Genomic DNA, 22,183 nt, shown 5'->3' on the forward strand with positions numbered 1-22,183 from the left:
ATTTCCCATAGGATCACCCCAGACCTCGACGACGGAGTGGAGAGACATGCTCGACCCAGCACGGATCGCGGAGATCGCCGACGAGTTGACCGCAGCCGATCGCGACCGCACGACCGTCCCGCTCCTCACCGCCCGCAACCCCGGCATGACCGTCGACGATGCCTACGCGGTGCAGCGGCTCTGGGCCGAGCGCGCGGTCGAGGGCGGCCGCCGCCTCGTCGGCCGGAAGATCGGGCTGACCTCGAAGGTCATGCAGGTCGCCACCGGCATCACCGAGCCCGACTACGGCGTGATCCTCGACGACATGGTCTACGAGAGCGGGTCGGTCGTCGAGTTCGACCGGTTCTCGAACGTGCGGATCGAGGTCGAGCTCGCCTTCGTGCTCGCGAAGCCGCTCCAGGGCCCCGGCACGACGATCTTCGACGTGCTCGACGCGACGGCCTACGTCGTGCCGGCGCTCGAGATCCTGAACTCGCACATCGAGTTGCAGGGCCGCACGATCGTCGACACGATCTCCGACAACGCGGCGATGGGCGCCATGGTCGTCGGCGGCACGCCCGTGAAACCCGACGCGGTCGACCTCCGCTGGGTCTCCGCGCTGCTCTACCGCAACGAGACCATCGAGGAGTCGGGCGTCGCCGGCGCCGTGCTCGGACACCCCGCCATGGGCGTCGCCTGGCTCGCCGACAAGCTCGCCCAGCACGACCAGTCGCTCGAGGCCGGCGAGATCATCCTCGCCGGTTCGTTCACGCGCCCCATGTGGGTCGAGCGCGGCGACACCGTCCACGCCGAGTACGGACCCCTGGGAGCGATCACGTGCCGATTCGCGTGAACCTGCCCGAGTCCTTCGCCGCGCGCCTCACCGCCGCCGACCGCCCCCAGGTGGGCCTCTGGGTGTGCTCGGGCAGCCCGATCATGGCCGAGATCACCGCCGGCAGCGGCGTCGACTGGGTGCTCATCGACGCCGAGCACTCCCCAAACGGGCTCGAGTCGATCCTCGCGCAGCTCTACGCGGTATCGGCCTACCCGGTTGCGCCCGTGGTGCGCGTGCCGATCGGCGACACGGTGATCATCAAGCAGGTGCTCGACCTCGGCGCGCAGAACCTGCTCGTGCCCATGGTCGACTCGGCGGCGCACGCGACCGAGCTCGTGCGCGCCATCCGGTACCCGTCAGGCGGCGTGCGCGGCGTCGGCGCGTCGCTCGCTCGCTCGTCGCGCTGGAACCGCGTGCCCGGGTACCTGGGGGCGGCGTCCTCGACCATCAGCCTCACGGTGCAGGTCGAGTCGGCTGCCGCGGTCGCGGCCGTCGATGAGATCCTGGCGGTCGACGGCGTCGACGCCATCTTCGTCGGGCCCGCCGACCTGGCCGCGTCGATGGGACGGCTCGGCGAGCCATCCCACCCCGATGTGGTCGAGGCCGTGCTCACGGCCCTGCGCGCGGCGGCCCGGGCCGGCAAGCCTGCGGGCGTCAACGCGTTCGTGCCCGAGGAGGCCGAGCGGTACCTCGCGGAGGGCGCGTCGTTCGTCGCGGTGGGCGCCGACGTCGCGATCCTGGCGCGGGCGTCCGAGGCGCTGGCCGACCGGTTCATCGGCGAGACCGGCCCGACGGATGGCGCGCCCCGCGCCTCCTACTGACGACCCCTTGCACCACCGGGCCAGATCGTATACGATTTCAGATACGAAGAGACGAGGACGCTCCATGGCCATCGACGGCATCGCCACGCCCGGCAAGATCATCGCCGTGCACCTCAATTACCCGTCGCGCGCCGCGCAGCGGGGCCGCACCCCGGCCGCTCCCAGCTACTTCTTCAAACCCGCCAGCTCCCTCGCGGCGACCGGCGGCACGCTCGAGCGCCCGGCCGGCACCGAGCTGCTCGCGTTCGAGGGCGAGATCGCGATCGTCATCGGCCAACCCGGCCGCCGCATCGCACCCTCCGACGCGTGGTCGCACGTGGCCGCGGTCACGGCCGCGAACGACTTCGGCCTGTACGACCTGCGCGCCGCCGACAAGGGCTCGAACGTGCGCTCCAAGGGCGGCGACGGCTTCACGCCGATCGGCCCCGCGCTCATCCCCGCGGCCGACGTCGCGCCCGACGCGCTGCGCGTGCGCACCTGGGTCAACGGCGAGCTCGTGCAGGACGACACGAGCGACACCCTGCTCTTCCCCTTCGCGCAGCTCATCGCCGACCTCTCGCAGCTCATGACGCTCGAGACCGGCGACGTCATCCTCACGGGCACGCCCGCCGGCTCGTCGGTCGTCGTCCCCGGCGACGTCGTCGAGGTCGAGGTCGATGCGCCGGACGCCGCGGGCTCCCCCAGCTCCGGCCGCCTGATCACGCGCATCGCCGAGGGCTCCACGCCGTTCGGCGACCACGGCACGACGCCGGCGGTCGACGACCTGCAGCGCGTCGAGGCGTGGGGCTCCGAGGAGGAGCTCGCGGCCGCGGTGGCGGCGGGGCGTGCGACACCGGCGAGCGTCGCCGACGCCGGGTCTCGAGACGGCGCTGACGCGCCTCCCGGACCCTCGCACGGCTTCGAGCTGAGCGACGACCTCCGCGAGCGACTCGGGCGCGTCGGCGTCGCGACCCTCTCGGTCGCGCTCCGCAAGCGCGGCTACCACGACGTGGTCATCGAGGGCGTGCACGCGCTCCGCCCCGGCCAGCGCCTCGTCGGCCGCGCGAGGACCCTGCGCTTCATCCCGTTCCGCCCCGACCTGTTCGCCTCGCACGGCGGCGGTTTCAACGCGCAGAAGCGCGCGTTCGACGCCGTCGAACCCGGTGAGGTGCTCGTCGTCGAAGCCCGCGGCGAGCGCCGCACGGGCACGGTCGGCGACGTGCTCGCCCTGCGCGCGAAGTTCCGCGGGGCGGCCGGCGTCGTGACCGACGGCGGCGTCCGCGACGCCGACGCCGTCGGCGAGATCGGGCTTCCCGTCTTCTCGCAGGGGCCGCACCCCGCGGTGCTCGGCCGGCGCCACGTGCCGTGGGAGACCGACGTGACCATCGCCTGCGGCGGCGCCGCCGTGCAGCCCGGCGACGTCATCGTGGGCGACGGCGACGGCGTCATCGTGATCCCGCCGGCTCTCGTCGAGGAGGTCCTCGCCGAGACCGAGGCGCAGGAGCGCGAGGATGCCTGGATCGCCGAGCAGGTCGCGCTCGGCGAGTCGGTCGACGGCCTCTTCCCCATGAACGCCGAGTGGCGCGCCCGCTACGAGCGTGAGGAGGGGCGATGAGCACCGAGAGCAAGTCGCAGCGGGCGTACCGGTTCCTCCGCGAGCGCATCGACGACGGACGGTACGTGCCGGGCTACCGGCTCGTGCTCGCCCAGATCGCGTCCGAGCTCGACGTGTCGGTCGTGCCCGTGCGCGAGGCCATCCGACGGCTCGAGGCCGAGGGGCTGGTGACGTTCGAGCGCAACGTGGGCGCGCAGGTCGCGCTGCAGAAGGAGGCCGAGTACCTGCACACCATGCAGACCCTCGCCCTCGTGGAGGGCTTCGCGACGAGCCTCTCGGCGCCGTACCTCACCCCCGAGCACCTCGCGCGAGCCCGTGAGGTCAACGAGCGGATGCGACGGACCCTCGACGACTTCGACCCGCACCGCTTCACGGAGCTGAACCTCGAGTTCCACGCGGTGCTGTTCGAGGAGTGCCCCAACCCGCACGTGCTCGACCTCGTGCACCGGGGCTGGAACCGCATGCGCGTGCTCCGCGACTCCTCGTTCAGCTTCGTCCCCGGGCGCGCACGCGACTCCGTCGCCGAGCACGCCCGAATCATCGAACTGATCGAGCAGGGCGCCGCCCCGCTCGAGATCGAGCTCGCCGCGCGCGAGCACCGCACCGCGACGCTCGACGCGGTGCTGGCCTACCAGTCGGCGCAGAAGCCGGCTGCCACCGAGACCGCCGGCACGCCCGTCGGCGTCGAAGCCTGAGAAGGACCACGCATGACCCAGCACATCCCCGAGGGCCTGCCCGACCGCATCCGCCACTACATCGACGGCGAGTTCGTCGACTCGGTCGGGGGCGAGACGTTCGACGTGCTCGACCCGGTGTCGAACGAGACGTACGTCCAAGCCGCGGCGGGCCAGAAGGCCGACATCGACCGCGCGGTCGAGGCCGCCTCGCGCGCATTCCGAGAGGGCCCGTGGCCCCGGATGCTGCCGCGCGAGCGTTCGCGAGTGCTGCACCGCATCGCCGACATCGTCGAGTCGCGCGATGCGCAGCTCGCCGAGCTCGAGTCGTTCGACTCGGGCCTGCCGATCACGCAGGCGCTCGGGCAGGCGCGTCGCGCCGCCGAGAACTTCCGGTTCTTCGCCGACCTGATCGTGGCGCAGGCCGACGACACCTACAAGGTGCCCGGCCGCCAGATCAACTACGTGAACCGCAAGCCGATCGGCGTCGCGGGCCTCATCACGCCGTGGAACACGCCGTTCATGCTCGAGTCGTGGAAGCTCGGCCCCGCGCTCGCCACGGGCAACACGGTCGTGCTGAAGCCCGCCGAGTTCACGCCGCTGTCGGCGTCGCTGTGGGCCGGCATCTTCGAGGAGGCCGGCCTGCCGAAGGGCGTCTTCAATCTCGTGAACGGGCTCGGCGAGGAGGCGGGCGATGCGCTGGTGAAGCACCCCGACGTGCCGCTCATCTCCTTCACGGGTGAGAGCCGCACAGGCCAGGTCATCTTCGGCAACGCCGCACCGTTCCTCAAGGGCCTGTCGATGGAGCTCGGCGGCAAGAGCCCGGCCGTGGTGTTCGCCGACGCCGACCTCGACGCGGCCGTCGACGCCACGATCTTCGGGGTGTTCTCGCTGAACGGCGAGCGGTGCACGGCCGGCAGCCGCATCCTCGTCGAGCGAGCCATCTACGACGAGTTCGTCGAGAAGTATGCCGCGCAGGCCAAGCGCGTGGTCGTCGGCGACCCGCACGACCCGAAGACCGAGGTCGGCGCGCTCGTGCATCCCGAGCACTACGAGAAGGTCATGAGCTACGTCGAGATCGGCAAGACCGAGGGTCGTCTCGTCGCCGGCGGCGGGCGCCCCGATGGCTTCCCCACGGGCAACTACGTCGCGCCGACGGTGTTCGCGGATGTGCCGAAGGACGCACGGATCTTCCAGGAGGAGATCTTCGGTCCGGTCGTGGCGATCACGCCGTTCGATTCCGACGAGGAGGCGCTCGAGCTCGCGAACGGCGTGAAGTACGGCCTCGCCGCCTACATCTGGACGAATGATCTCAAGCGCGCGCACAACTTCTCGCAGGCGGTCGAGGCCGGCATGGTCTGGCTGAACTCGAACAACGTGCGCGACCTGCGGACCCCGTTCGGCGGCGTCAAGGCCTCCGGCCTCGGCCACGAGGGCGGCTACCGCTCGATCGACTTCTACACCGACCAGCAGGCGGTGCACATCACGCTCGGCGCCGTGCACAACCCGACGTTCGGCAAGCAGGACCACCACGACGAGACCGACCTCGACGACCCGGACCCGCGCTGACGCGCCATCCGCTTCACCATCGCATCGAAGGCAAGGACGCTGACATGACCAACCGCGACGACAAGACCCTCACCTCATCGGGCTTCTACGTCTCCCAGGAGGCCCCGATCCGCACGGACGACCCGATCCCGACGCCCACCGCGCCGGCTCCCGACATCCTGCGCTGCGCGTACATGGAACTCGTGGTCACCGACCTCGAAGCGAGCCGCAACTTCTACGTCGACGTGCTCGACCTCACGGTCACCGAGGAGGACGAGGACACCGTCTACCTGCGCTCGCTCGAGGAGTTCATCCACCACAACCTCGTGCTCCGGAAGGGCCCGGTCGCGGCGGTCGCCGCATTCTCGTACCGGGTGCGCACCCCCGAGGACCTCGACAAGGCCGTCGCCTTCTACACCGAGCTCGGCTGCCGCGTCGAGCGTCGCGCCGAGGGCTTCACCAAGGGCATCGGCGACTCGGTCCGCGTCGAGGATCCGCTGGGATTCCCGTACGAGTTCTTCCACGACGTCGAGCACGTCGAGCGGCTCGCGTGGCGCTACGACCTGTACACGCCGGGCGCGCTCGTGCGCCTCGACCACTTCAACCAGGTCACGCCCGACGTGCCCCGCGCCGTGGCGTTCATGCAGGACCTCGGCTTCCGCGTGACGGAAGACATCCAGGACGACGAGGGCACGGTCTACGCGGCATGGATGCGCCGCAAGCCGACCGTGCACGACACCGCCATGACCGGCGGCGACGGACCGCGCATGCACCACGTCGCGTTCTCGACGCACGAGAAGCACAACATCCTGGCGATCTGCGACAAGCTCGGCGCGCTCCGGATGTCGGACCGGATCGAGCGCGGACCGGGCCGTCACGGCGTCTCGAACGCGTTCTACCTCTACCTGCGCGACCCCGACGGGCACCGGGTCGAGATCTACACGCAGGACTACTACACGGGCGACCCCGACAACCCCGTGGTCACGTGGGACGTGCACGACAACCAGCGCCGCGACTGGTGGGGCAACCCCGTGGTGCCGTCGTGGTACACCGAAGCCTCGCTCGTGCTCGACCTCGACGGCAACCCCAAGGAGGTCGTCGCCAGGACCGAGGCGAGCGAGATGGCCGTGACCATCGGCGCCGACGGGTTCTCGTACACCCGCCACGACGAGGGCGAGTCGTCGATGCCCGAGTGGAAGCAGGGCGAGTACAAGCTCGGCAACCAGCTCTGAATCGGGGCGGGACCATCGGGCACCGCTCGACCGGCGCGGGCTTCTGCGCGCTCGCAACCCGACCCGTTCGAGCGATGTAGCGTAGCGCACCGCGGCACTCCGGCGGAATGGCTAGACAATCTAACTACATTGTGGTCTTGTTGTTCCTGTGATCGCGGACAAGGGAACGACCGCTCAGCGGGCGATCACGACTGGGGGGAAGACCCCGGGGGGCCGAGGCCCCCCGGGTCTCCGCACAGGCGCCGTCGGCTACAGTTGCACCAATGGACAGCACGGACGGCGTGATCGGCATCGCCGGCGGCCGCGAACTCATCGACTTCGAGCGCCTGCTCGACCGCATGAGCCAGCGCTACCCCGGGATCCCGCGGGCCGAGATCCATGCGGCCGCGATGATCGAGCACGATGCCATCACGGGCGGCGAGCTCTACGCCGTCCCCGTCGAACTCGAGCAGGGTCTCAGTGAGGCGCTCGAGACGTACGGCGGAGCCGAATCCGCACCCACCACCGCAGCCTGAACCGGCCCTCGGCCGGGCCTCGACGACGCGCCGAGCGCGACGGGACCGCGAGGTCTCCCGTCATCACCCTGGAAGCACCGCGACCAGCGGTGTCATCGCCGACAGAAAGGCACTTCCGTGAACACCCTGCTCATCATCGTCGCCATCATCGCCGTCATCCTGCTCTTCACCGGCGGCTTCGTGCAGTCCCTGAACTTCCTGCTCTGGGTCGGCATCGTCCTGCTCGTCCTGGCGGTCATCGTCTGGCTCGTCAGGATGCTGACCGGCAACCGAAGCGCCTGAGCGCCTGAACCACGCCGCGCGGTCCGTCGCAAGGGGGCGACGGCCCGCACGGCCGGGTCAGTCGGCCTCGGCCAGCTCGACCGCCTCGATCATTCCCGCGAGGAAGCGCGCAACGGCGCGCAGCTCATCGGGATCGAGCGAGTCCGCGACGTCGATCATCGCGTGGTGCATGCGGCCCAGCGTCTGGCGCACCTCGTGGTCGCTCCCGGTCGTGCTCACGACGACGAGCGAACGGCGGTCGGTCGGGTGCGGCATGCGCGCGAGGTGCCCGCTGCGCTCCAGCCGGTCGATCAGCACGGTCGTCGAGGCCGTCGAGATGCCGATGCGCTTCGCGAGCGCGCCCGGCGTCAGCAGCTCGCCCTCGCGCTCGGCCTTGAGGACGTAGCGGAGCGCGAGCAGGTCGGTCTCGCCCATGCCCATCGAGTCGCGGGTGCGACGGCGCATCTCCTGGTCGGCGGCGCGGTAGCGGCGGAGCAGGTTCAGCACGTCCACGCTGCCGATGCGCGTGGCATCGGGTGCATACCAGTAGCCGCTCGATTCGAAGCCGGTGGAGGAACTCAGCACCCTGACACCCTAATCGGCGTTCCGGCTCATGCGAGAAACGCGATCGCCGCGTCCTTGAACGGCCGCGCCGTCAGGGTCGACAGGTGATCGCGGCCCGGGATGGTGACGAGGTCGCTCCCCCAGTCGAGGGCGAGCTCCTGCACGCCCCTCGGCACCGGGTCGTTCTCGCCCGCGACGAACAGCACGGGGATGCTGCCCGGAATCGCGAGCGGCGCGCCCTGCACGCCCTCGATGCACGCGAGCAGCGCGTCGCGGTCGGCCCCGGAACGGAGCGCCGGTCCGAGCACCTCCGCGATGAGCGGGTTCGACGGGGGCACGTCGTCGACGAGGTACGCCCTCGCCTCGTCGAGGCTCCACGTCGCGAACAGCTCGGAGGGGCCCGCGCCGCCGACCACGACCCGCCGGACCCGGTCGGGCGCGAGCTCGCACAGCGCCGACACGACGCGGTTGCCCATCGAGTAGCCGACGACGTCGGCGATCGGCACGCCCGCCGAATCGAGCACCGAGGCCAGGTCGGCGCCGAGCCGGTCGGGTGCGTAGGCGTCGCCGTCGGTGGGCTTGTCGCTCGCGCCGTGGCCGCGGAGGTCGACCGTGACGACCGCGCGTCCCGCGTCGAGCAGCGCGCGCACCCACCCTGTGCCCTCCCATGTGACGACGGAGTCGGATGCGAACCCGTGCACGAGCAGCACCGGTGGGAGGCCGTCACCGACCGCGACCTCGCCGTGGACGCGGTAGGCGATGAGGGCGCCGTCGGGCGCCTCGGCGTGCAGCACGGGCGCGGACGACGCCGCAGGCATCACGCCCGGGCTCCGGGCTCGTCGCGTCCCGCCGCCTCGTCGCCGCCTTCTGGCGCCTCCACGACCTCGGCGGTCGGGAGCGCCCCGGACTCCATGATCGCCGCTCCCGCATGGCCCAGCTCGGCGAGGGCCGCCTCGGAGGTCTCGGCGGCGACGCCCGCGATCAGGTCCTGCAGCACGCGGACGTGCTGGCCGTGCTCGAGCGCGTCGAGCGCGCTCGCGCGCACGCAGTGGTCGGTGGCGATGCCCACGACGTCGACATCGGTGATGCCGTGCTGCGCGAGCAGGTCGCCGACCGTCGCACCCGCGTCATCCGTGCCCTCGAAGATCGAGTACGCCGGCACGCCCTGGCCCTTCCGGATGTGCGCGTGGACGCGCGAGGTGTCGAGCGCCGGGTGGTACTCGGCCCCCGGCGAGCCGGCCGTGCAGTGCTCGGGCCACGTCGTGACGAAGTCGGGAGCACCATCCGTCGCGATGTGCCCGCCGTTGTCGTCGTCGGGGTTGTGCCAGTCGCGGGAGGCCACGACGAGGTCGTAGCCCTCGCCGTGCTCGGCCAGGTACTCGGTGATGCGAGCGGCCACCGCGGCGCCGCCCTCGACGCCGAGCGCACCGCCCTCGGTGAAGTCGTTCTGCACGTCGATGATGAACAGGGCCCGACTCATGATCGGCTCCTTCGCTCCTCGGGTCCCGGCGGTTCGGTCCGCCGTCCGTTCCATTCTGTCGCGGATCGGGGCGGTCCGGGCGGGCCCTCGGTCACCCGGTGGATCAGCCGTCGGCGAGCTCGTCGCCGCACCGGTAGAACCCGGTGGCGAGCGTGTCGATGGCCTGCTTGGCCGCATCCGTGACCTCGCCGAGCGCGTAGATGGCGAAGGTGAGCGTCGTGCCGTCCTGGGCGCGGATGATCCCAGCGAGGGTGTACCCGGTGGTGATCCAGCCGGTCTTGGCGAGCACGGCGCCGTCCGCGACCGCGTTGTCGCCGGCGAACCGGTCGGCGTACGACAGCGAGCCCTTCTGCCCGGAGACCGGCAGCCCGTCGAGGATGACGCCGAGATGGCCCTCACGGGCATCGACCTTCGCGAACAGCCGCGTGAGGTAGGCCGGCGGTACGGCGTTGTCGGGCGAGAGCCCCGAGCCGTCGACCACGCGGATGCCGCCCCGCGCGACGCCGTACGTCGCGAGCGCCTGCCGGACCGCCGGGTCGATCGCGGCGAAGGTGTTCCCGGTCCCGGACTCGATCGCGACGAGCCGGGCGAGCATCTCGGCGGCCGTGTTGTCGGAGACCACGAGCGACTTGTCCACGAGCTGCGCCACGGTCGGCGACCAGACCCTCCCGAGTTCGGCGGTGCCGGACGGCGCGGTGCCGCGCTCGACCGTGCCGATGCCGCCGAGCTCGGCCGCGAACGCCTGGCCCGCGCGGCCCACGGGGTCGGTGCCGCGGGCCGAGGTGTTGGCGTACGGGTCCTGCCGGTCGCCGTCGACCATGAGCGCGGTGATGTTCGGCATGAACCCGAGCTCGCGCTCGGCCCGGTCCCAGCTGGCGTGCCAGGTCTCGCCGCCGAAGAGCGAGCTGTCGAGGACGAGCCTCGTCAGCGGCGGGTTCGACGGGTCGGCGTTCCACGCCGCGCGCACCTGCCGGGCGAGGTCGTCGAGGTGCGCGGCGCCCGGGTAGACGGTCTCGCTGCCGCTCGGCGTGCGCGAGAGCGTGAGGTCGCCGCCGCCGACGAGCACGGCCGTGCCCGGCTCGGCGCCCTTGACGACGGTCGTCGCGAATCGGTGGTCCGGCGGGAAGACCGCGAGCGCGGCGGCCGCGGTCAGCACCTTCATGACGCTCGCGGTGCGCGAGGCGGTCAGGCCGCCGCGGTCGAACAGCACCTCGCCGGTCGCCGCGTTCATGACCTGGGCCTGCAGGTTCGCCAAGCGCGGGTCGGCGGCCTGCCCCGCGACCGAGCAGGTGCGGACCCGCGGCGGCGGCTCGGGGGTCGCGGGTGCGGCCTCGGGCAGCGGCGTCGGCGTGGGCGTCGGAGTCGGCGTGGTCGTCTCGGTCGGCAGCGGCGCGGGCGCGGCGGCGGGCGGGCCGGCCAGCGCGGAGCCGACGGCGACGGCTCCCCCACCGACGAGGGCGACGGCGACGAGCGCGGCCGCCGCGGCGAGCGCTCGATGCCGGGCGATGAGCGCACGGACGCCGCGCGGCGCGGCGTCGCCGGCGGCGGCGGGCGGGGCCGTCGGCCCGCCCGCAGCTGCCGCCCCGGTCGGGGTCGCGGCATCGGTCTCGTCGCTCACCCGCGGCATTGTACGGACCCAGTCCGGGCATGGACCGGGAGCCCGTGGGTCAGCCGCGGCCGCAGACGTCGCCGATGGCCGCGCGGATCACGGCGACGAGCGTGCGCAGCGACTCGGCCGTCACCCACTCCTCGTCGGCGTGCGCGCCGCCGCCCGTCGGTCCGACGAGCACCACCGGGATGCCCGCCTCGGCGATGAGCCCGGCGTCGGTCCACCACGGGTCGCCGCGGCGCACGGCCGAGGCACCGGTGACCCGTTCGACGGCGTCGAGCACGGCACCCGCGACGCGCGTGCCGGCGCCGGCCTCCATCGCGGGCCGCGACACGAGCGTCGTGATGCGGGCGGGGCGCGACGGCGCGAGTGCGCGTGCGAGCTCGTCGGCCGGGTCGGGTTCGCCGGGGAGCGTGCGGCGCTCGACGACGAGCACGCAGCGGTCGGCGACGGTCGCCGCATCCGCGCCGCCCTCGATCGTGGCGACGCGCACGCTTCCGGTGCCGAGCAGCGGATGGCGCGGCCGCGCGTCGATCTCGGCGCCGAGCCCGCGGAGCGCGACGAGGCCGTCGATTGCGCGGTCGATCGCATCCACGCCGAGCTCGGGCTGCGAGCCGTGCGCCGCGACCCCCTCGTACTCGACGCGGAACCATGCGAATCCCCGGTGCGCGAGCGTCACCTGCAGGTCGGTCGGCTCGAGCACGATGGCGCCGCTCGGCGCCGGATCGGGGTCGGCGGCGAGCTCGGCGAGGAGCTCCTCCATGCCGACGGAACCGAACTCCTCGTCGGCGGCGAAGGCGAGCACGACGTCGCCGGGCAGGTCCCTCGGAGCAGTGGCGGCGGCGACCATCGCCGCCGCGAGGCCGCCGGCCATGTCGTACGCGCCGCGGCCGACGATGCGATCGGAGGCGTCGCGTGCGCCATCCGGCCGCCCTTCTCCCGGACCGGAGCCGGAACCGGAACCGGAACCGGAACCGCCGACGGTGTCGAGGTGGCCGGCCAGCAGGAACGTTCGCCCGCCTCCGGTGCCGCGCCGCCGTGCCAGCACGCTGGGTCGGCTCGGATCGCCTCCGATGAGGCGTGTCTCGAACCCGTGCCCGTCGAGCCATGTCGCCACGACCTCCGCGAGTTCGCGTTCGCCCGCGCCACCGGACACGAGCGACGGATTGGTCGCGTCGATCGCGACGAGCCGGCGGGTCAGGGCGACGACATCCTCGGCGGCGTCGCGCCCGCCCGTGCCCCTCGCGGGGTCGGCGCTCATTCCTCGCCTGGGTAGCGGAGGCCGATCTCGGCTCGGACCCGGTCGAGCGTGCCCATGATCGCGACGGACTCCTCGGTGGACAGCACATCGCCGCCGTCGAGCCGCCCCGCCGCCACGAGCTGCTCGAGCGCGGCCGCCTGGAAGTGCATGCCGCGGCCGTTCACGTCGGTGCGGAACTCCTCGAGCACGGCGTCGTCGTGCGAGACGACGCGGAACGAGGTGTTGGAGTACCAGACGGGATCGATCTCGATCCGCCCCTCCGTGCCGAGGATGACCGCGCGGTTCGGCCCACGGGCGTCGCTCGCCGAGAACGTGGAGGCGATGCGACCCGCGTCGTACCCGAACTGGACGGCGATCTGGACGTCGGCGCCGGTGTCGCGGAACACCGCGGTCGACTGTATCGTGGCCGGCTCGCCGAACAGGTCCCAGGCGAACGACACGGGGTAGATGCCGAGGTCGAGCAGCGCCCCGCCGCCGAGCTCGAGGGCGTTGAGGCGATGGTTCGGATCGCTCGGCAGCTTCTGGGTGTGGTCGGCGATGAGCGTGCGCAGGTCGCCGATCATGCCGGCCGCGACGACCTCGCGGATGCGCTGCATGTGCGGCAGGTACCGCGTCCACATCGCCTCGAGCGCCAGCACGCCGCGCTCGCGCGCGGCGTCGGCCACGCGGCGCGCCTCGGCCTGCGTGAGCGTCATCGGCTTCTCGATGAGCACGTGCTTGCCGGCTTCGATCGCGAGCAGGGCGTTGGCGGCGTGCCAGGGGTGCGGTGTGGCGACGTAGATCGCGTCGACCTCGGGATCGGCGACGAGTTCGTCGTAGCTGCCGTACGCGGTCGGGAGGTCGAAGTCGCTCGCGAACGCCTCCGCCGACTCGAGCGAGCGCGATCCTGCCGCGCGCACGTCGAAGTCGTTCAGCTTCAGGTCGTTGGTGAAGAGGCGGGCGATGCCGCCCGTCGCGAGGATCCCCCAGCGAAGTCCGTCCGTCATGCGCGCCAGCCTATCGGCGCGAGCGGCGTCGGATCGCGGCACCGGTCTCGTGTGACACCCGTTCTGGGATGTGTGGATTCCTCGGCTTCCCGCTACGGTTCGGCCATGTCGGCACGTTCGATCCGAAGGAGCCGTTTCGCCGGCTCGACCGCCGCGGCCTTCGTCGCCCTCGTCGCCGTCTTCGGCGCCGCTGCTCCCGCCATCGCCCAACCGCCCGCACCCATCGCCCGCTACGTCGCGCTCGGCGACTCCTACGCCGCCGGCCAGGGCGCCGGCATCCCGCTCGACGGCTGCCTGCGCAGCTCCAGTGCGTACCCCGTGCTGCTCGATGCGGTTCCACGAACGAACCTGCTGCGGCAGGCGGCCTGCTCGGGCGCCACCATCGAGGATGTCGCGACGACCCAGTTGTCGCAGGTGAACCGCGGCACCACCCTCGTCACGATCACCGCGGGCGGGAACGACCTGGCCGTCGGCGAGATCTACGCCTACTGCGTCAATCCGGAGACCCCCGTCGAGTGCGCCACGGCCGTCGCCGCGGCGGGCGAGAAGCTGGCCACCGGGGAAGTGGGCGCGGATCTGCTCGCCCTGATCGTCGCGACCTCCGAGCGCGCCCCGAATGCGAAGATCATCGTCACCGACTACCCGATCCTGTTCGCGGGCGGCCTCTCTCAGCTGACCGACACCATCAACCTGTACACCGTGATGCTGAACGCCCAGATCGCCGGCGCTGTGGCAGCGGCCCAGGCGCAGGGGATCGATGTCGAACTCGCCAGCGTGGTCCAAGCGTTCGCCGGAAGCGAGTACCCGCTCGGCAACCCGCCCCTGCTCGGCCTCGACCCGAACGACGAGGTGGGCTTCCTGCACCCGACCGCCGCCGGACAGGCGGTCTACCGCGACGCGATCCTCGCCGAACTCGCCGATTGATGGGAGTCCGCCGTGTTCACCTCCGCCGCCGTGGCCGAATCCGGTGATACGCCCGCGGGCACGCCAAGTCGACGCCGCGCAACCGTGCTCGCGGCGGCGCTCCTCGCCGTGGCTGCGCTCTCCTTCACGACCGTCGCGGGCCCTGCGGAAGCCGCCTCCGCCTCGGTCTCGTCGGCGAAACCCGACAAGCCGCCGGGCGGCGGCGGGGGCGGGAACGGCGGCGGGAAGCCGGGTGGCGGTGGAGGGGGCACCACCGAGCTCGTCTACGCTGCGGTCGGCGACTCGTTCGCGGCGGGCACGGGTGCCGGCAGCTACGAGGGCGGCTCGTGCTACCGGAGCTCCAGGAGCTACCCGAGGCTGCTGGACGCCGACGCGAACCTGCGGCTCGATGCGTTCCCGGCGTGCTCGGGAGCGTCCACGGTCGCGGTGCGCGACCTCCAGGTTCCGTCGATCCCGACGAACGCGACCCGCGTGACGCTGACCGTCGGGGGCAATGACACCGGGTTCGCGACCGTCATGCAGAACTGCTTCGTCGCCGTGTCGGCCACGTGCGCCGCCGATATCGCCAATGGCGTGGCCATCGCCGAGAGCCAGGCGTTCAAGGACAGCGTCGCCGCGACGATCGCCGCCATCACGGCGCGGGCGCCGGGAGCGAAGATCGTCGTGGCGGGGTACCCGTTGCTCTTCCACGAGCCCAACGGCAAGTACGAGTGGGCCGATGAGGTCAACGCTGCAACGCCGAAGTTGAACAGCGCGGTCAAGGCGGCGGTGGAGCAGAACGGCGCGGTGTTCGTCGACGTGACGGGCGTCTTCGCCGGGCACGGCATCGGAAGCCCGAGCCCGTGGGTCAACGACTTCGTGCTCTGGCAGTACCTGCTGGGGTCACCCGACGCGTTCCACCCGAACGCGACCGGCTACGCGGCCTACGCTGCCGAGATCCGCAAGGTGATCGGCTGACGCACGGCCCGCAGGGCCGCGAGCGGCCCCGGAACGCGAGGGTCGGACGTTCGTTCGGTGTGGCATTGGATGGAGCCGCCTGTGGGAATCGAACCCACGACCTATTCATTACGAGTGAATCGCTCTGCCGACTGAGCTAAGGCGGCGTGACCTCGTCGCGGTGAACCGGACGGGCACGAGAGACCATGTTAGCGGGTTTTCCGAGTGCTCATGACCACTGCGGCGCACGCGCCGGGCGCTCAGCATTGCGGGTCGGCGGCGGGAACCGTGCCGTCGATGAGGAACGCCTCGACGGTGTCGTCGACGCACGCATTCGACTTGCGGTACGCGGTGTGCCCCTCGCCGTCGTACGTCACGAGCACGCCGCTGTCGAGCTGGTCGGCGAGCGCCTCGGCCCATTCGTACGGGGTCGCCGGGTCACCGGTCGTGCCGATCACGAGGATGGGCGCGGCGCCCTCTGCGGTGATCGGCGCGCGCTCCGCCTCGCTCGCGACGGGCCACGCGGCGCAGCCGACGTCGCCGAAGCCGAAGTACGGCCCGATGATGGGCGCGGCCTCGGCGAGCGCATCGGCGTTCGCACGCATGCTCGCGGCATCGGCGTCGTACGTGTAATCGAGGCAGTTGATCGCGCGGAACGCCTCCGTGGAGTTGTCGCGGTACGTGCCGTCGGCCTCGCGGCCGTTGTAGCCGTCGGCGAAGAACAGCGCGGTGTCGGCCTCGCCGAACATGACCGACTCGAACATGTCGCTGAGGTAGGTCCACGACTCTGGGCTGTAGAGGGGGTAGATGATCGCGGTCACGAGTGCGTCGGGGCCCAGCTGCCGGCCGTCGCTGCCCTGCAGGGGGCTCTCCTCGACGGAGGCGATGAGTCGTGCGACCTCGTCGGCGGCGGCGTCGACCGACCCGGAGAACGGGCATTCCGGCCCGGCGAGGCAGTCGGCGAGGTACGCGCGCAGGGCCTCCTCGAATCCGATGGCCTGGGCGATCGTGACCTCGTCGTCGCTCGCAGCGGGATCGATGGCACCATCGAGCACCAGGCGGCCGGCCTTCTCGGGGTAGAGCCCGGCGTACGTCGCTCCGAGGAACGTGCCATACGAGTAGCCGAGGTAGTTCAGCTGCTCGTCGCCGAGGATGGCGCGGAGCAGGTCGAGGTCGCGCGCGGCGCTCACCGTGTCGACGTTCGCGAGCAGCTCGCCCGTGCGCTCGGCGCACGTGGCGCCGAAGTCGCGATTGGCCGCGTCGACCTGGGCGATCCACTCGTCGCTGCCGCGGTCGGCGGGGACGATGCCGTACAGGAACTCGTCCATCTGCTCGGCCTCGTAGCACTGCACGGCGCTCGATCGACCGACTCCGCGCGGGTCGAATCCGACGATGTCGAAGCGCTGACGCAGTTCGGGTCCGACGGCGTAGTCGATGGACTCCGCGATGAAGTCGTAGCCCGACCCGCCGGGCCCGCCCGGGTTGACGAGCAGCGATCCGATCCGGTCGCCGCGTGCGGGTTCGCGGACGAGGGCGAGTTCGATCTCGCCGGCGGTCGGATCATCCCAGTCGAGCGGCGCGACGGCGGTCGCGCACTGCTGTTCGCCGCATGCCTCCCATTCCAGCACCTGCGAGTAGAAGGGCTCGAGCTCGGCGGAGACCTGCTCGCCCGTCGGCTCGGATCGTGCGGACCCGCCGCCGATGCCGAGGAACGACGGCATGGCGCACCCGGTCATGGCGAGGGCGCCGGCCGCGGCGATCATCGCGACGGCGCGGCGCACGCGCGCCATGCCGCTCACGAGCGCACCTCCCGCACCGGTTCGGGCCGACGGATCGCGCTGATGAGCATCGCCTCGATGGCGAGCGCGGGCTGGACGTTGCCGTCGATGCGGATACGTGCCTCCTGGATGGCGTCGAGCGTCTCGAGCGTGCGCGCGGGCGTGGCGGCTCGGGCTGCCCGGGCGACGTCGTCGGCGATCTCGAGGTTGACGAGCTCGACCTCGGCGCCCAGTTGGGTGACGAGGATGTCGCGGTAGAGCGAGGCGAGATCGACGAGGATGCGGTCGATGCCGTCGCGCAGGCTCCGGGTGGCGCGCCGCTTCTGGTCCTCCTCGAGGGCGCGCAGTTGCGACCGAAGCGCGGCGGGCACCGACTGGCCGGGCGCCACGCCCAGCGAGCGGAGGGTGTGCTCGCGCTCCTCGGCATCGCGGAGCTCGGTGATCGCCTTCGCGTCGTCGCCGGCGATCTCGAGCAGGCGCGCGGCCGCCGCGACCGCGCCCGGCGTGGACCGCACGCCGAGGGCGAGGCGCAGGGTCTCGGCCCGGCGATCGCGCGCCTCGGCACTCGTGGCGAGGCGGTGCGCCATGCCGATGTGGCTCTGCGCCTCGCGCGCGGCCCGCTCGGCGACGGAGGGGTCGACGCCGTCACGGCGCGCGAGGAGGTCGGCGACATCGGCGATGCTCGGCACCTGGAGTCGCACCGAACGCACGCGCGACCGGATGGTCGGGATCAGGTCGGCCTCGCTCGGCGCGCACAGGATCCAGACCGTGCGCTCGGGCGGCTCCTCGAGCTCCTTCAGCAGCACGTTCGACGTCTGCTCGGTCATGCGATCGGCATCCTCGACGACGATGACGCGATGGCGACCGACGGATGGCGCGTAGTGCGAGCGCTCCACGATCTTGCGCACGTCGGCCACCTTGATGATCACGCCCTCGGTCGCGAGCACGTGGAGGTCGGGATGGCTGCGGGCGGTGACCTGCGCGCGTGTGGCCTCGTCGCCGTCGGGCCGGCCTGAGAGCAGCGCCTCGGCGAACGCGTAGGCGAGGTTGGAACGGCCGGAGCCGGGCGGACCGGTGATGAGCCAGGAGTGCGTCATGTCGGACGATGCGGGCGCACCGTGTGCCGCCGTGGACGCGGCTGCCGCCGCGCGCAGCACGGCGATCGCGGCATCCTGGCCGGTCAGGTCGCTCCACACGGTCACGGTTCCACGCTACCCGCGGCCGCCGACGGGGGCGCCGCTCCCCGGTGCACTCACAGGAGGGGCTCGACCCGCTCGCAGATGCGGGCGGAGATCTCGTCGACGGGCAGCGTGGCGTCGACCACGACGAAGCGCTCGGGTTCGGCCGCCGCGAGGTCGAGGTACGCCCGGCGGACGCGCTCGTGGAACTCGCCCGCCTCGGCCTCGAGCCGGTCGTACCGGGTGCGCGCGCCGTCGAGGCGCCGGCGCGCGACCTCCCACGGCAGGTCGAGCAGCACCGTCAGGTCGGGCGCGAGCCCTTCGGCGGCCCACTCGGAGATCGAGCGCACCTCTGCCGGGTCGAGCACGCGGCCGGCGCCCTGGTAGGCGACGGAGGAGTCGATGAAGCGGTCCTGCACGACGACCTCGCCGCGCGCGATCGCCGGCCGCACGACCTCGGCCACGTGGTGGGCCCGATCGGCCGCATACAGCAGCGCTTCGGCGCGCGGCGCGATGTCGCCCCGGTGGTGCAGCACGATCTCGCGGATCTCGACGCCGACGGGAGTGCCGCCCGGCTCGCGGGTGCGCACGACGGTGCGGCCGTGCTCGACGAGCCACCGCTCCAGCAGGCTCGCCTGCGTGGACTTGCCCGAACCGTCGCCGCCCTCGAGGGTGAGGAACAGCCCGCGGCTCACGCCGAGCTCTTCTTCGCCGATCGGGTGGACGTCGAGCGCTTGGCGGGGGTCTTCGCCGTCGAGGTGCGCTTGCCGGGCGGTGCCGCCGGCCCCTTGTCGCGCTTGGCCTGCAGCAGCTCGACCGCGCGTTCGAAGGTGATCTCCTCGACCGACTCGCTGCGCGGGATGGTCGCGTTGGTCGTGCCGTCGGTCACGTACGGGCCGAACCGGCCGTCCTTCACCTTGATGGGCTTGCCGCTCACCGGGTCCTCCGCGAACTCCTTCAGCGCGCTCGACGCGCGACGGGCGCCGTACTTCGGTTGCGCGAGCAGCTCGAGCGCCCCGGCGAGGTCGATCTCGAAGATCGCATCCTCGCTCGGCAGCGTGCGGGTCTCGGCGCCCTTCTTCAAGTACGGGCCGTAGCGCCCGTTCTGCGCGGTGATCTCGTCGCCGGACTCGGGGTCGGCGCCGACCACGCGCGGCAGGTCGAGCAGCTTCAGCGCGGTGGCCAGGTCGATCTCCTCGACCTGCATGCTCTTGAACAGCGACGCGGTGCGCGGCTTCGGCGCCGCGGCCTTCTTCGCGCCGCGCTTGGGCTTCGGCGCCTCGACGACCTCACCGGTCGAGGGGTCGACGCTCGGCGCCGGCTCCTCGGGCGCCGGCTCGAGCTCGGTCACGTACGGGCCGAACCGGCCGTCCTTGACGACGACCTCCTTGCCGTTCTCGGGGTTCACGCCGAGCACGCGATCGCCCTGCACGGGCGCCTCGATGAGCTCTCGCGCCTTCTCGGCAGTGAGCTCGTCGGGCGCGAGGTCCTCCGGGAGGTTGACGCGACGGGGAGCCGCGTCGGGCGCGGCCTCGGGTTCGATGGCCTCGAGGTAGGGACCGTACTTGCCGATGCGCAGCGTGACGCCGGGAGCGATCTCGACCGAGTTGATCTCGCGGGCGTCGATCTCGCCGAGGTTGTCGACGACCTGCCGGAGCCCGCGGTGCCGGTCGCTGCCGAAGTAGAACTCGTTCAGCCAGTCGACCCGATCGGCCGCGCCCGACGCGATGCGGTCGAGGTCGTCCTCCATCTCGGCCGTGAAGTCGTACTCGACGAGGTCGCCGAAGTGCTCCTCCAGGAGCCGCACCACCGAGAACGCGACCCAGCTCGGCACGAGCGCCTGGCCGCGCTGCGTGACGTACCCGCGGTCGAGGATGGTCGAGATGATCGACGCGAACGTCGACGGGCGACCGATGCCGAGCTCCTCGAGCCGCTTGACGAGGCTCGCTTCGGTGTAGCGCGGCGGGGGGCTGGTCTCGTGGCCCTTGGCCTCGAGCTCGGCGAGGCCGACGGCCTGGCCCTCCTTGAGCGGCGGCAGCTTCGCTTCGCCGGGCGTCTCGTCGGCGTTGCGCTCCTCGTCGCGGCTCTCCTCGTAGGCGGCGAGGAAGCCGCGGAAGGTGATCACGGTGCCGCTCGCGGTGAACTCGGCGATCGTGCCGGCGACCGGCGCCGTGGGTGCGGCGGGCACCGCAGCCTCCGCGGAGGTCGGCCCGACCTCGATCGTGACGGTCGCCGTCTGGCCTTTCGCGTCGGCCATCTGCGAGGCGACCGTGCGCTTCCAGATCAGGTCGTAGAGCTTGAACTCGGTGCCGCGCAGCGCGTTCTGCAGTTCGGAGGGTGTGCGGAAGACATCGCCCGAGGGCCGGATGGCCTCGTGGGCCTCCTGCGCGTTCTTCGACTTGCCCGCGTAGGCGCGGGGCTTCTCGGGAACGCTGTCGGCGCCGTAGAGCTTGACCGCCTGGGTGCGCGCGGCCTGGATCGCCTGCTGCGACAGCGACACCGAGTCGGTGCGCATGTAAGTGATGTAGCCGTTCTCGTACAGCGACTGCGCGACGCGCATGGTGTCGCGGGCCGACAGGCGGAGCTTGCGCGCGGCCTCCTGCTGCAGCGTCGAGGTCGTGAACGGCGCGGCGGGACGGCGCGAGTACGGCTTGGACTCCACGCGGCTGACCCGCCGCGCGACGGTGTCGTCGCGGAGTGCCTCGGCGAGCGCGTGCGCGGTCGGTTCGTCGAGCACCACGGCCTTGCCCTTGAGCCGGCCGGCGTCGTCGAAGTCGCGCCCGGTGGCGACCCGCTCGCCGCCCACGCGCACGAGCCGAGCCTCGAACCCGGTCTGCTCGCTCGTGAAGCGGCCGACGAGGTCCCAGTACGACGCGGGGACGAAGGCCAGGCGCTCCCGCTCGCGGTCGACGACGAGCCGCGTCGCGGCCGACTGCACGCGACCGGCCGACAGGCCCGGACCGACCTTGCGCCACAGCACGGGCGAGACCTCGTACCCGTAGAGGCGGTCGAGGATGCGGCGGGTCTCCTGTGCGTCGACGAGCGCGGTGTCGAGCTCGCGCGTGTGGTCCTTCGCCTTGAGGATCGCATCCTTCGTGATCTCGTGGAACACCATGCGCCGCACGGGCACCTTCGGCTTGAGCTCCTGCAGCAGGTGCCACGCGATGGCCTCGCCCTCGCGGTCCTCATCGGTGGCGAGCAGGAGCTCGTCGGCGTCCTTCAGCGCCCGCTTGAGTTCGGCGACCGTCTTCTTCTTGGAGTCGGAGACCACGTAGTACGGCTCGAACCCGTTCTCGACGTCGACGGAGAACTTGCCGAGGGAGCCCTTCTTGAGCTCGGCCGGGAGGTTCTTGGGCTCGATGAGGTCTCGGATGTGGCCGACCGAGGAGAGCACCTCGTAGCCGTCGCCGAGGTACGCGGCGATCGACTTCATCTTCGTCGGCGACTCCACGATCACGAGCTTCTTCGTGCCTGGCACCGGACTCCTTATTGCTGATGACACTGGACGGGGGGAACGCACGACGTCGCCTCGCCCCCGAGCGGTGTGCTGGTCGGCACCATCGCACCGACAGGCACACCATACACATTCCGGCCGTGAGCGCACCCACTGCGACACCGAACGACCCGCGGGACGCAAGACCCTTGCACTTGTCGAGGACGGGTGCAGAATCGAGGCATGGACACGTCATCGGGCACGTACACGGCCAAGCTGATCGACGGGCCACTCGAGGGCAAGACGGTCTCGACCGGCTTCCTCGAGACGGGCGACCCCCAACCGAGGCTCGAGCTCTCGGGTGACGGCGGCAAGCGCTACATCTACTCCCGCGGCGCAGGTCTCGAATTCGAGACGCCCGACGACGACCGGCCGAGCGCGGTGGAGTACCGCTTCATCGAGACCGTCTTCGACTGAGGATGTCGCGGGGGGGGGGGGGGGGGGGGGGGGGGGGGGGGGGGGGGGGGGGGATGTGTGGGGGGGGGTGTGTGTTTCACGCGTTACCCGTTCCCCCA

21 protein-coding genes and 1 tRNA gene are annotated in these 22,183 nt (G+C 71.8%); 11 read left to right on the forward strand and 11 right to left on the reverse strand.

All coding sequences use genetic code 11. From position 1 onward, the window contains the following. Positions 1-46: 46 nt before the first annotated feature. From hpaH to ACZ4TW_RS17730, 8 genes are all read left to right on the forward strand, one after another. The gene (gene hpaH, locus ACZ4TW_RS17695; protein WP_465544773.1) at positions 47-832 is read left to right on the forward strand and encodes a 2-oxo-hept-4-ene-1,7-dioate hydratase; all 786 of its coding nucleotides are present in this window, start codon (positions 47-49) and stop codon (positions 830-832) included. Beyond that, positions 817-1,635: an aldolase/citrate lyase family protein gene (locus tag ACZ4TW_RS17700; protein ID WP_465544775.1), complete on the forward strand. Its 819-nt coding sequence runs from the start codon at positions 817-819 to the stop codon at positions 1,633-1,635. The genes hpaH and ACZ4TW_RS17700 overlap by 16 nt, the downstream gene beginning before the upstream one ends. A gap of 64 nt (positions 1,636-1,699) precedes the next feature. After that, positions 1,700-3,229, forward strand: coding sequence for a fumarylacetoacetate hydrolase family protein (locus tag ACZ4TW_RS17705; protein ID WP_465544777.1), 1,530 nt, complete (start codon positions 1,700-1,702; stop codon positions 3,227-3,229). After that, positions 3,226-3,924, forward strand: a complete 699-nt coding sequence (locus tag ACZ4TW_RS17710; RefSeq protein WP_465544779.1) for a GntR family transcriptional regulator — start codon at positions 3,226-3,228, stop codon at positions 3,922-3,924. Before ACZ4TW_RS17705 ends, ACZ4TW_RS17710 begins: the two co-directional genes overlap by 4 nt. A 12-nt stretch (positions 3,925-3,936) precedes the next feature. Beyond that, the gene (hpaE, locus tag ACZ4TW_RS17715; RefSeq protein WP_465544781.1) at positions 3,937-5,472 is read left to right on the forward strand and encodes a 5-carboxymethyl-2-hydroxymuconate semialdehyde dehydrogenase; all 1,536 of its coding nucleotides are present in this window, start codon (positions 3,937-3,939) and stop codon (positions 5,470-5,472) included. A gap of 44 nt (positions 5,473-5,516) precedes the next feature. Further along, a complete protein-coding gene (gene hpaD / locus ACZ4TW_RS17720) occupies positions 5,517-6,683 on the forward strand; it encodes a 3,4-dihydroxyphenylacetate 2,3-dioxygenase (protein WP_465544783.1) in 1,167 nt (388 codons plus the stop codon). Positions 6,684-6,946: 263 nt separating this feature from the next. Continuing rightward, on the forward strand, positions 6,947-7,198 hold the full coding sequence (locus ACZ4TW_RS17725; protein ID WP_465544785.1) for a hypothetical protein: 252 nt from the start codon (positions 6,947-6,949) through the stop codon (positions 7,196-7,198). 117 nt (positions 7,199-7,315) lie between these two features. After that, complete coding sequence (locus tag ACZ4TW_RS17730; protein WP_465544787.1) at positions 7,316-7,480, forward strand: hypothetical protein; 165 nt, start codon at positions 7,316-7,318, stop codon at positions 7,478-7,480. Between the two features lie 57 nt (positions 7,481-7,537). On the opposite strand, the gene ACZ4TW_RS17735 is transcribed toward ACZ4TW_RS17730, so the two are convergent. The 6 genes from ACZ4TW_RS17735 to ACZ4TW_RS17760 all read right to left on the reverse strand — a co-directional run bounded on the left by ACZ4TW_RS17735 (position 7,538) and on the right by ACZ4TW_RS17760 (position 13,359). After that, positions 7,538-8,044 (reverse strand): MarR family winged helix-turn-helix transcriptional regulator, encoded by a 507-nt coding sequence (locus ACZ4TW_RS17735; RefSeq protein ID WP_465544789.1) that lies wholly within the window; start codon positions 8,042-8,044, stop codon positions 7,538-7,540. Between the two features lie 26 nt (positions 8,045-8,070). After that, positions 8,071-8,841, reverse strand: a complete 771-nt coding sequence (locus tag ACZ4TW_RS17740) for an alpha/beta fold hydrolase (RefSeq protein WP_465544791.1) — start codon at positions 8,839-8,841, stop codon at positions 8,071-8,073. Then, positions 8,841-9,503 carry an isochorismatase family protein gene (locus ACZ4TW_RS17745; RefSeq protein WP_465544793.1) on the reverse strand — a complete coding sequence of 221 codons (663 nt, stop codon included), beginning with the start codon at positions 9,501-9,503 and terminating at the stop codon, positions 8,841-8,843. The genes ACZ4TW_RS17740 and ACZ4TW_RS17745 overlap by 1 nt, the downstream gene beginning before the upstream one ends. A gap of 103 nt (positions 9,504-9,606) precedes the next feature. Next, positions 9,607-11,130, reverse strand: a complete 1,524-nt coding sequence (locus ACZ4TW_RS17750; RefSeq protein ID WP_465544795.1) for a D-alanyl-D-alanine carboxypeptidase/D-alanyl-D-alanine-endopeptidase — start codon at positions 11,128-11,130, stop codon at positions 9,607-9,609. A gap of 40 nt (positions 11,131-11,170) precedes the next feature. Beyond that, positions 11,171-12,373, reverse strand: coding sequence for a M20/M25/M40 family metallo-hydrolase (locus tag ACZ4TW_RS17755; protein ID WP_465544797.1), 1,203 nt, complete (start codon positions 12,371-12,373; stop codon positions 11,171-11,173). Continuing rightward, complete coding sequence (locus ACZ4TW_RS17760; RefSeq protein ID WP_465544799.1) at positions 12,370-13,359, reverse strand: Gfo/Idh/MocA family protein; 990 nt, start codon at positions 13,357-13,359, stop codon at positions 12,370-12,372. The genes ACZ4TW_RS17755 and ACZ4TW_RS17760 overlap by 4 nt, the downstream gene beginning before the upstream one ends. 105 nt (positions 13,360-13,464) lie before the next feature. Between ACZ4TW_RS17760 and ACZ4TW_RS17765 the strand changes: the two genes are divergently transcribed. Further along, entirely contained in the window at positions 13,465-14,283 is an 819-nt protein-coding gene (locus ACZ4TW_RS17765) for an SGNH/GDSL hydrolase family protein (RefSeq protein WP_465544801.1), read from the forward strand. Positions 14,284-14,295: 12 nt separating this feature from the next. Then, positions 14,296-15,240, forward strand: a complete 945-nt coding sequence (locus ACZ4TW_RS17770; protein WP_465544803.1) for an SGNH/GDSL hydrolase family protein — start codon at positions 14,296-14,298, stop codon at positions 15,238-15,240. A gap of 70 nt (positions 15,241-15,310) precedes the next feature. Here the strand turns inward: ACZ4TW_RS17770 and ACZ4TW_RS17775 are convergent. From ACZ4TW_RS17775 to topA, 5 genes are all read right to left on the reverse strand, one after another. Beyond that, positions 15,311-15,386, reverse strand: a tRNA-Thr gene (locus ACZ4TW_RS17775). Between the two features lie 93 nt (positions 15,387-15,479). Continuing rightward, positions 15,480-17,009 carry an alpha/beta hydrolase gene (locus ACZ4TW_RS17780; RefSeq protein WP_465544819.1) on the reverse strand — a complete coding sequence of 510 codons (1,530 nt, stop codon included), beginning with the start codon at positions 17,007-17,009 and terminating at the stop codon, positions 15,480-15,482. Between the two features lie 5 nt (positions 17,010-17,014). Then, a complete protein-coding gene (locus ACZ4TW_RS17785) occupies positions 17,015-18,199 on the reverse strand; it encodes a DNA polymerase III subunit delta' (protein ID WP_465544805.1) in 1,185 nt (394 codons plus the stop codon). A 50-nt stretch (positions 18,200-18,249) separates the two neighbouring features. Next, positions 18,250-18,870 (reverse strand): dTMP kinase, encoded by a 621-nt coding sequence (gene tmk / locus ACZ4TW_RS17790; protein WP_465544807.1) that lies wholly within the window; start codon positions 18,868-18,870, stop codon positions 18,250-18,252. Beyond that, positions 18,867-21,653: a type I DNA topoisomerase gene (gene topA, locus ACZ4TW_RS17795; RefSeq protein ID WP_465544809.1), complete on the reverse strand. Its 2,787-nt coding sequence runs from the start codon at positions 21,651-21,653 to the stop codon at positions 18,867-18,869. The genes tmk and topA overlap by 4 nt, the downstream gene beginning before the upstream one ends. A gap of 198 nt (positions 21,654-21,851) precedes the next feature. On the opposite strand from topA, the gene ACZ4TW_RS17800 reads away from it, so the two are divergent. Beyond that, a complete protein-coding gene (locus tag ACZ4TW_RS17800; protein ID WP_465544811.1) occupies positions 21,852-22,085 on the forward strand; it encodes a hypothetical protein in 234 nt (77 codons plus the stop codon). The last annotated feature ends 98 nt before the right edge of the window (positions 22,086-22,183 follow it).

The sequence above is a fragment of the Agromyces sp. NPDC029043 genome (assembly GCF_055564615.1).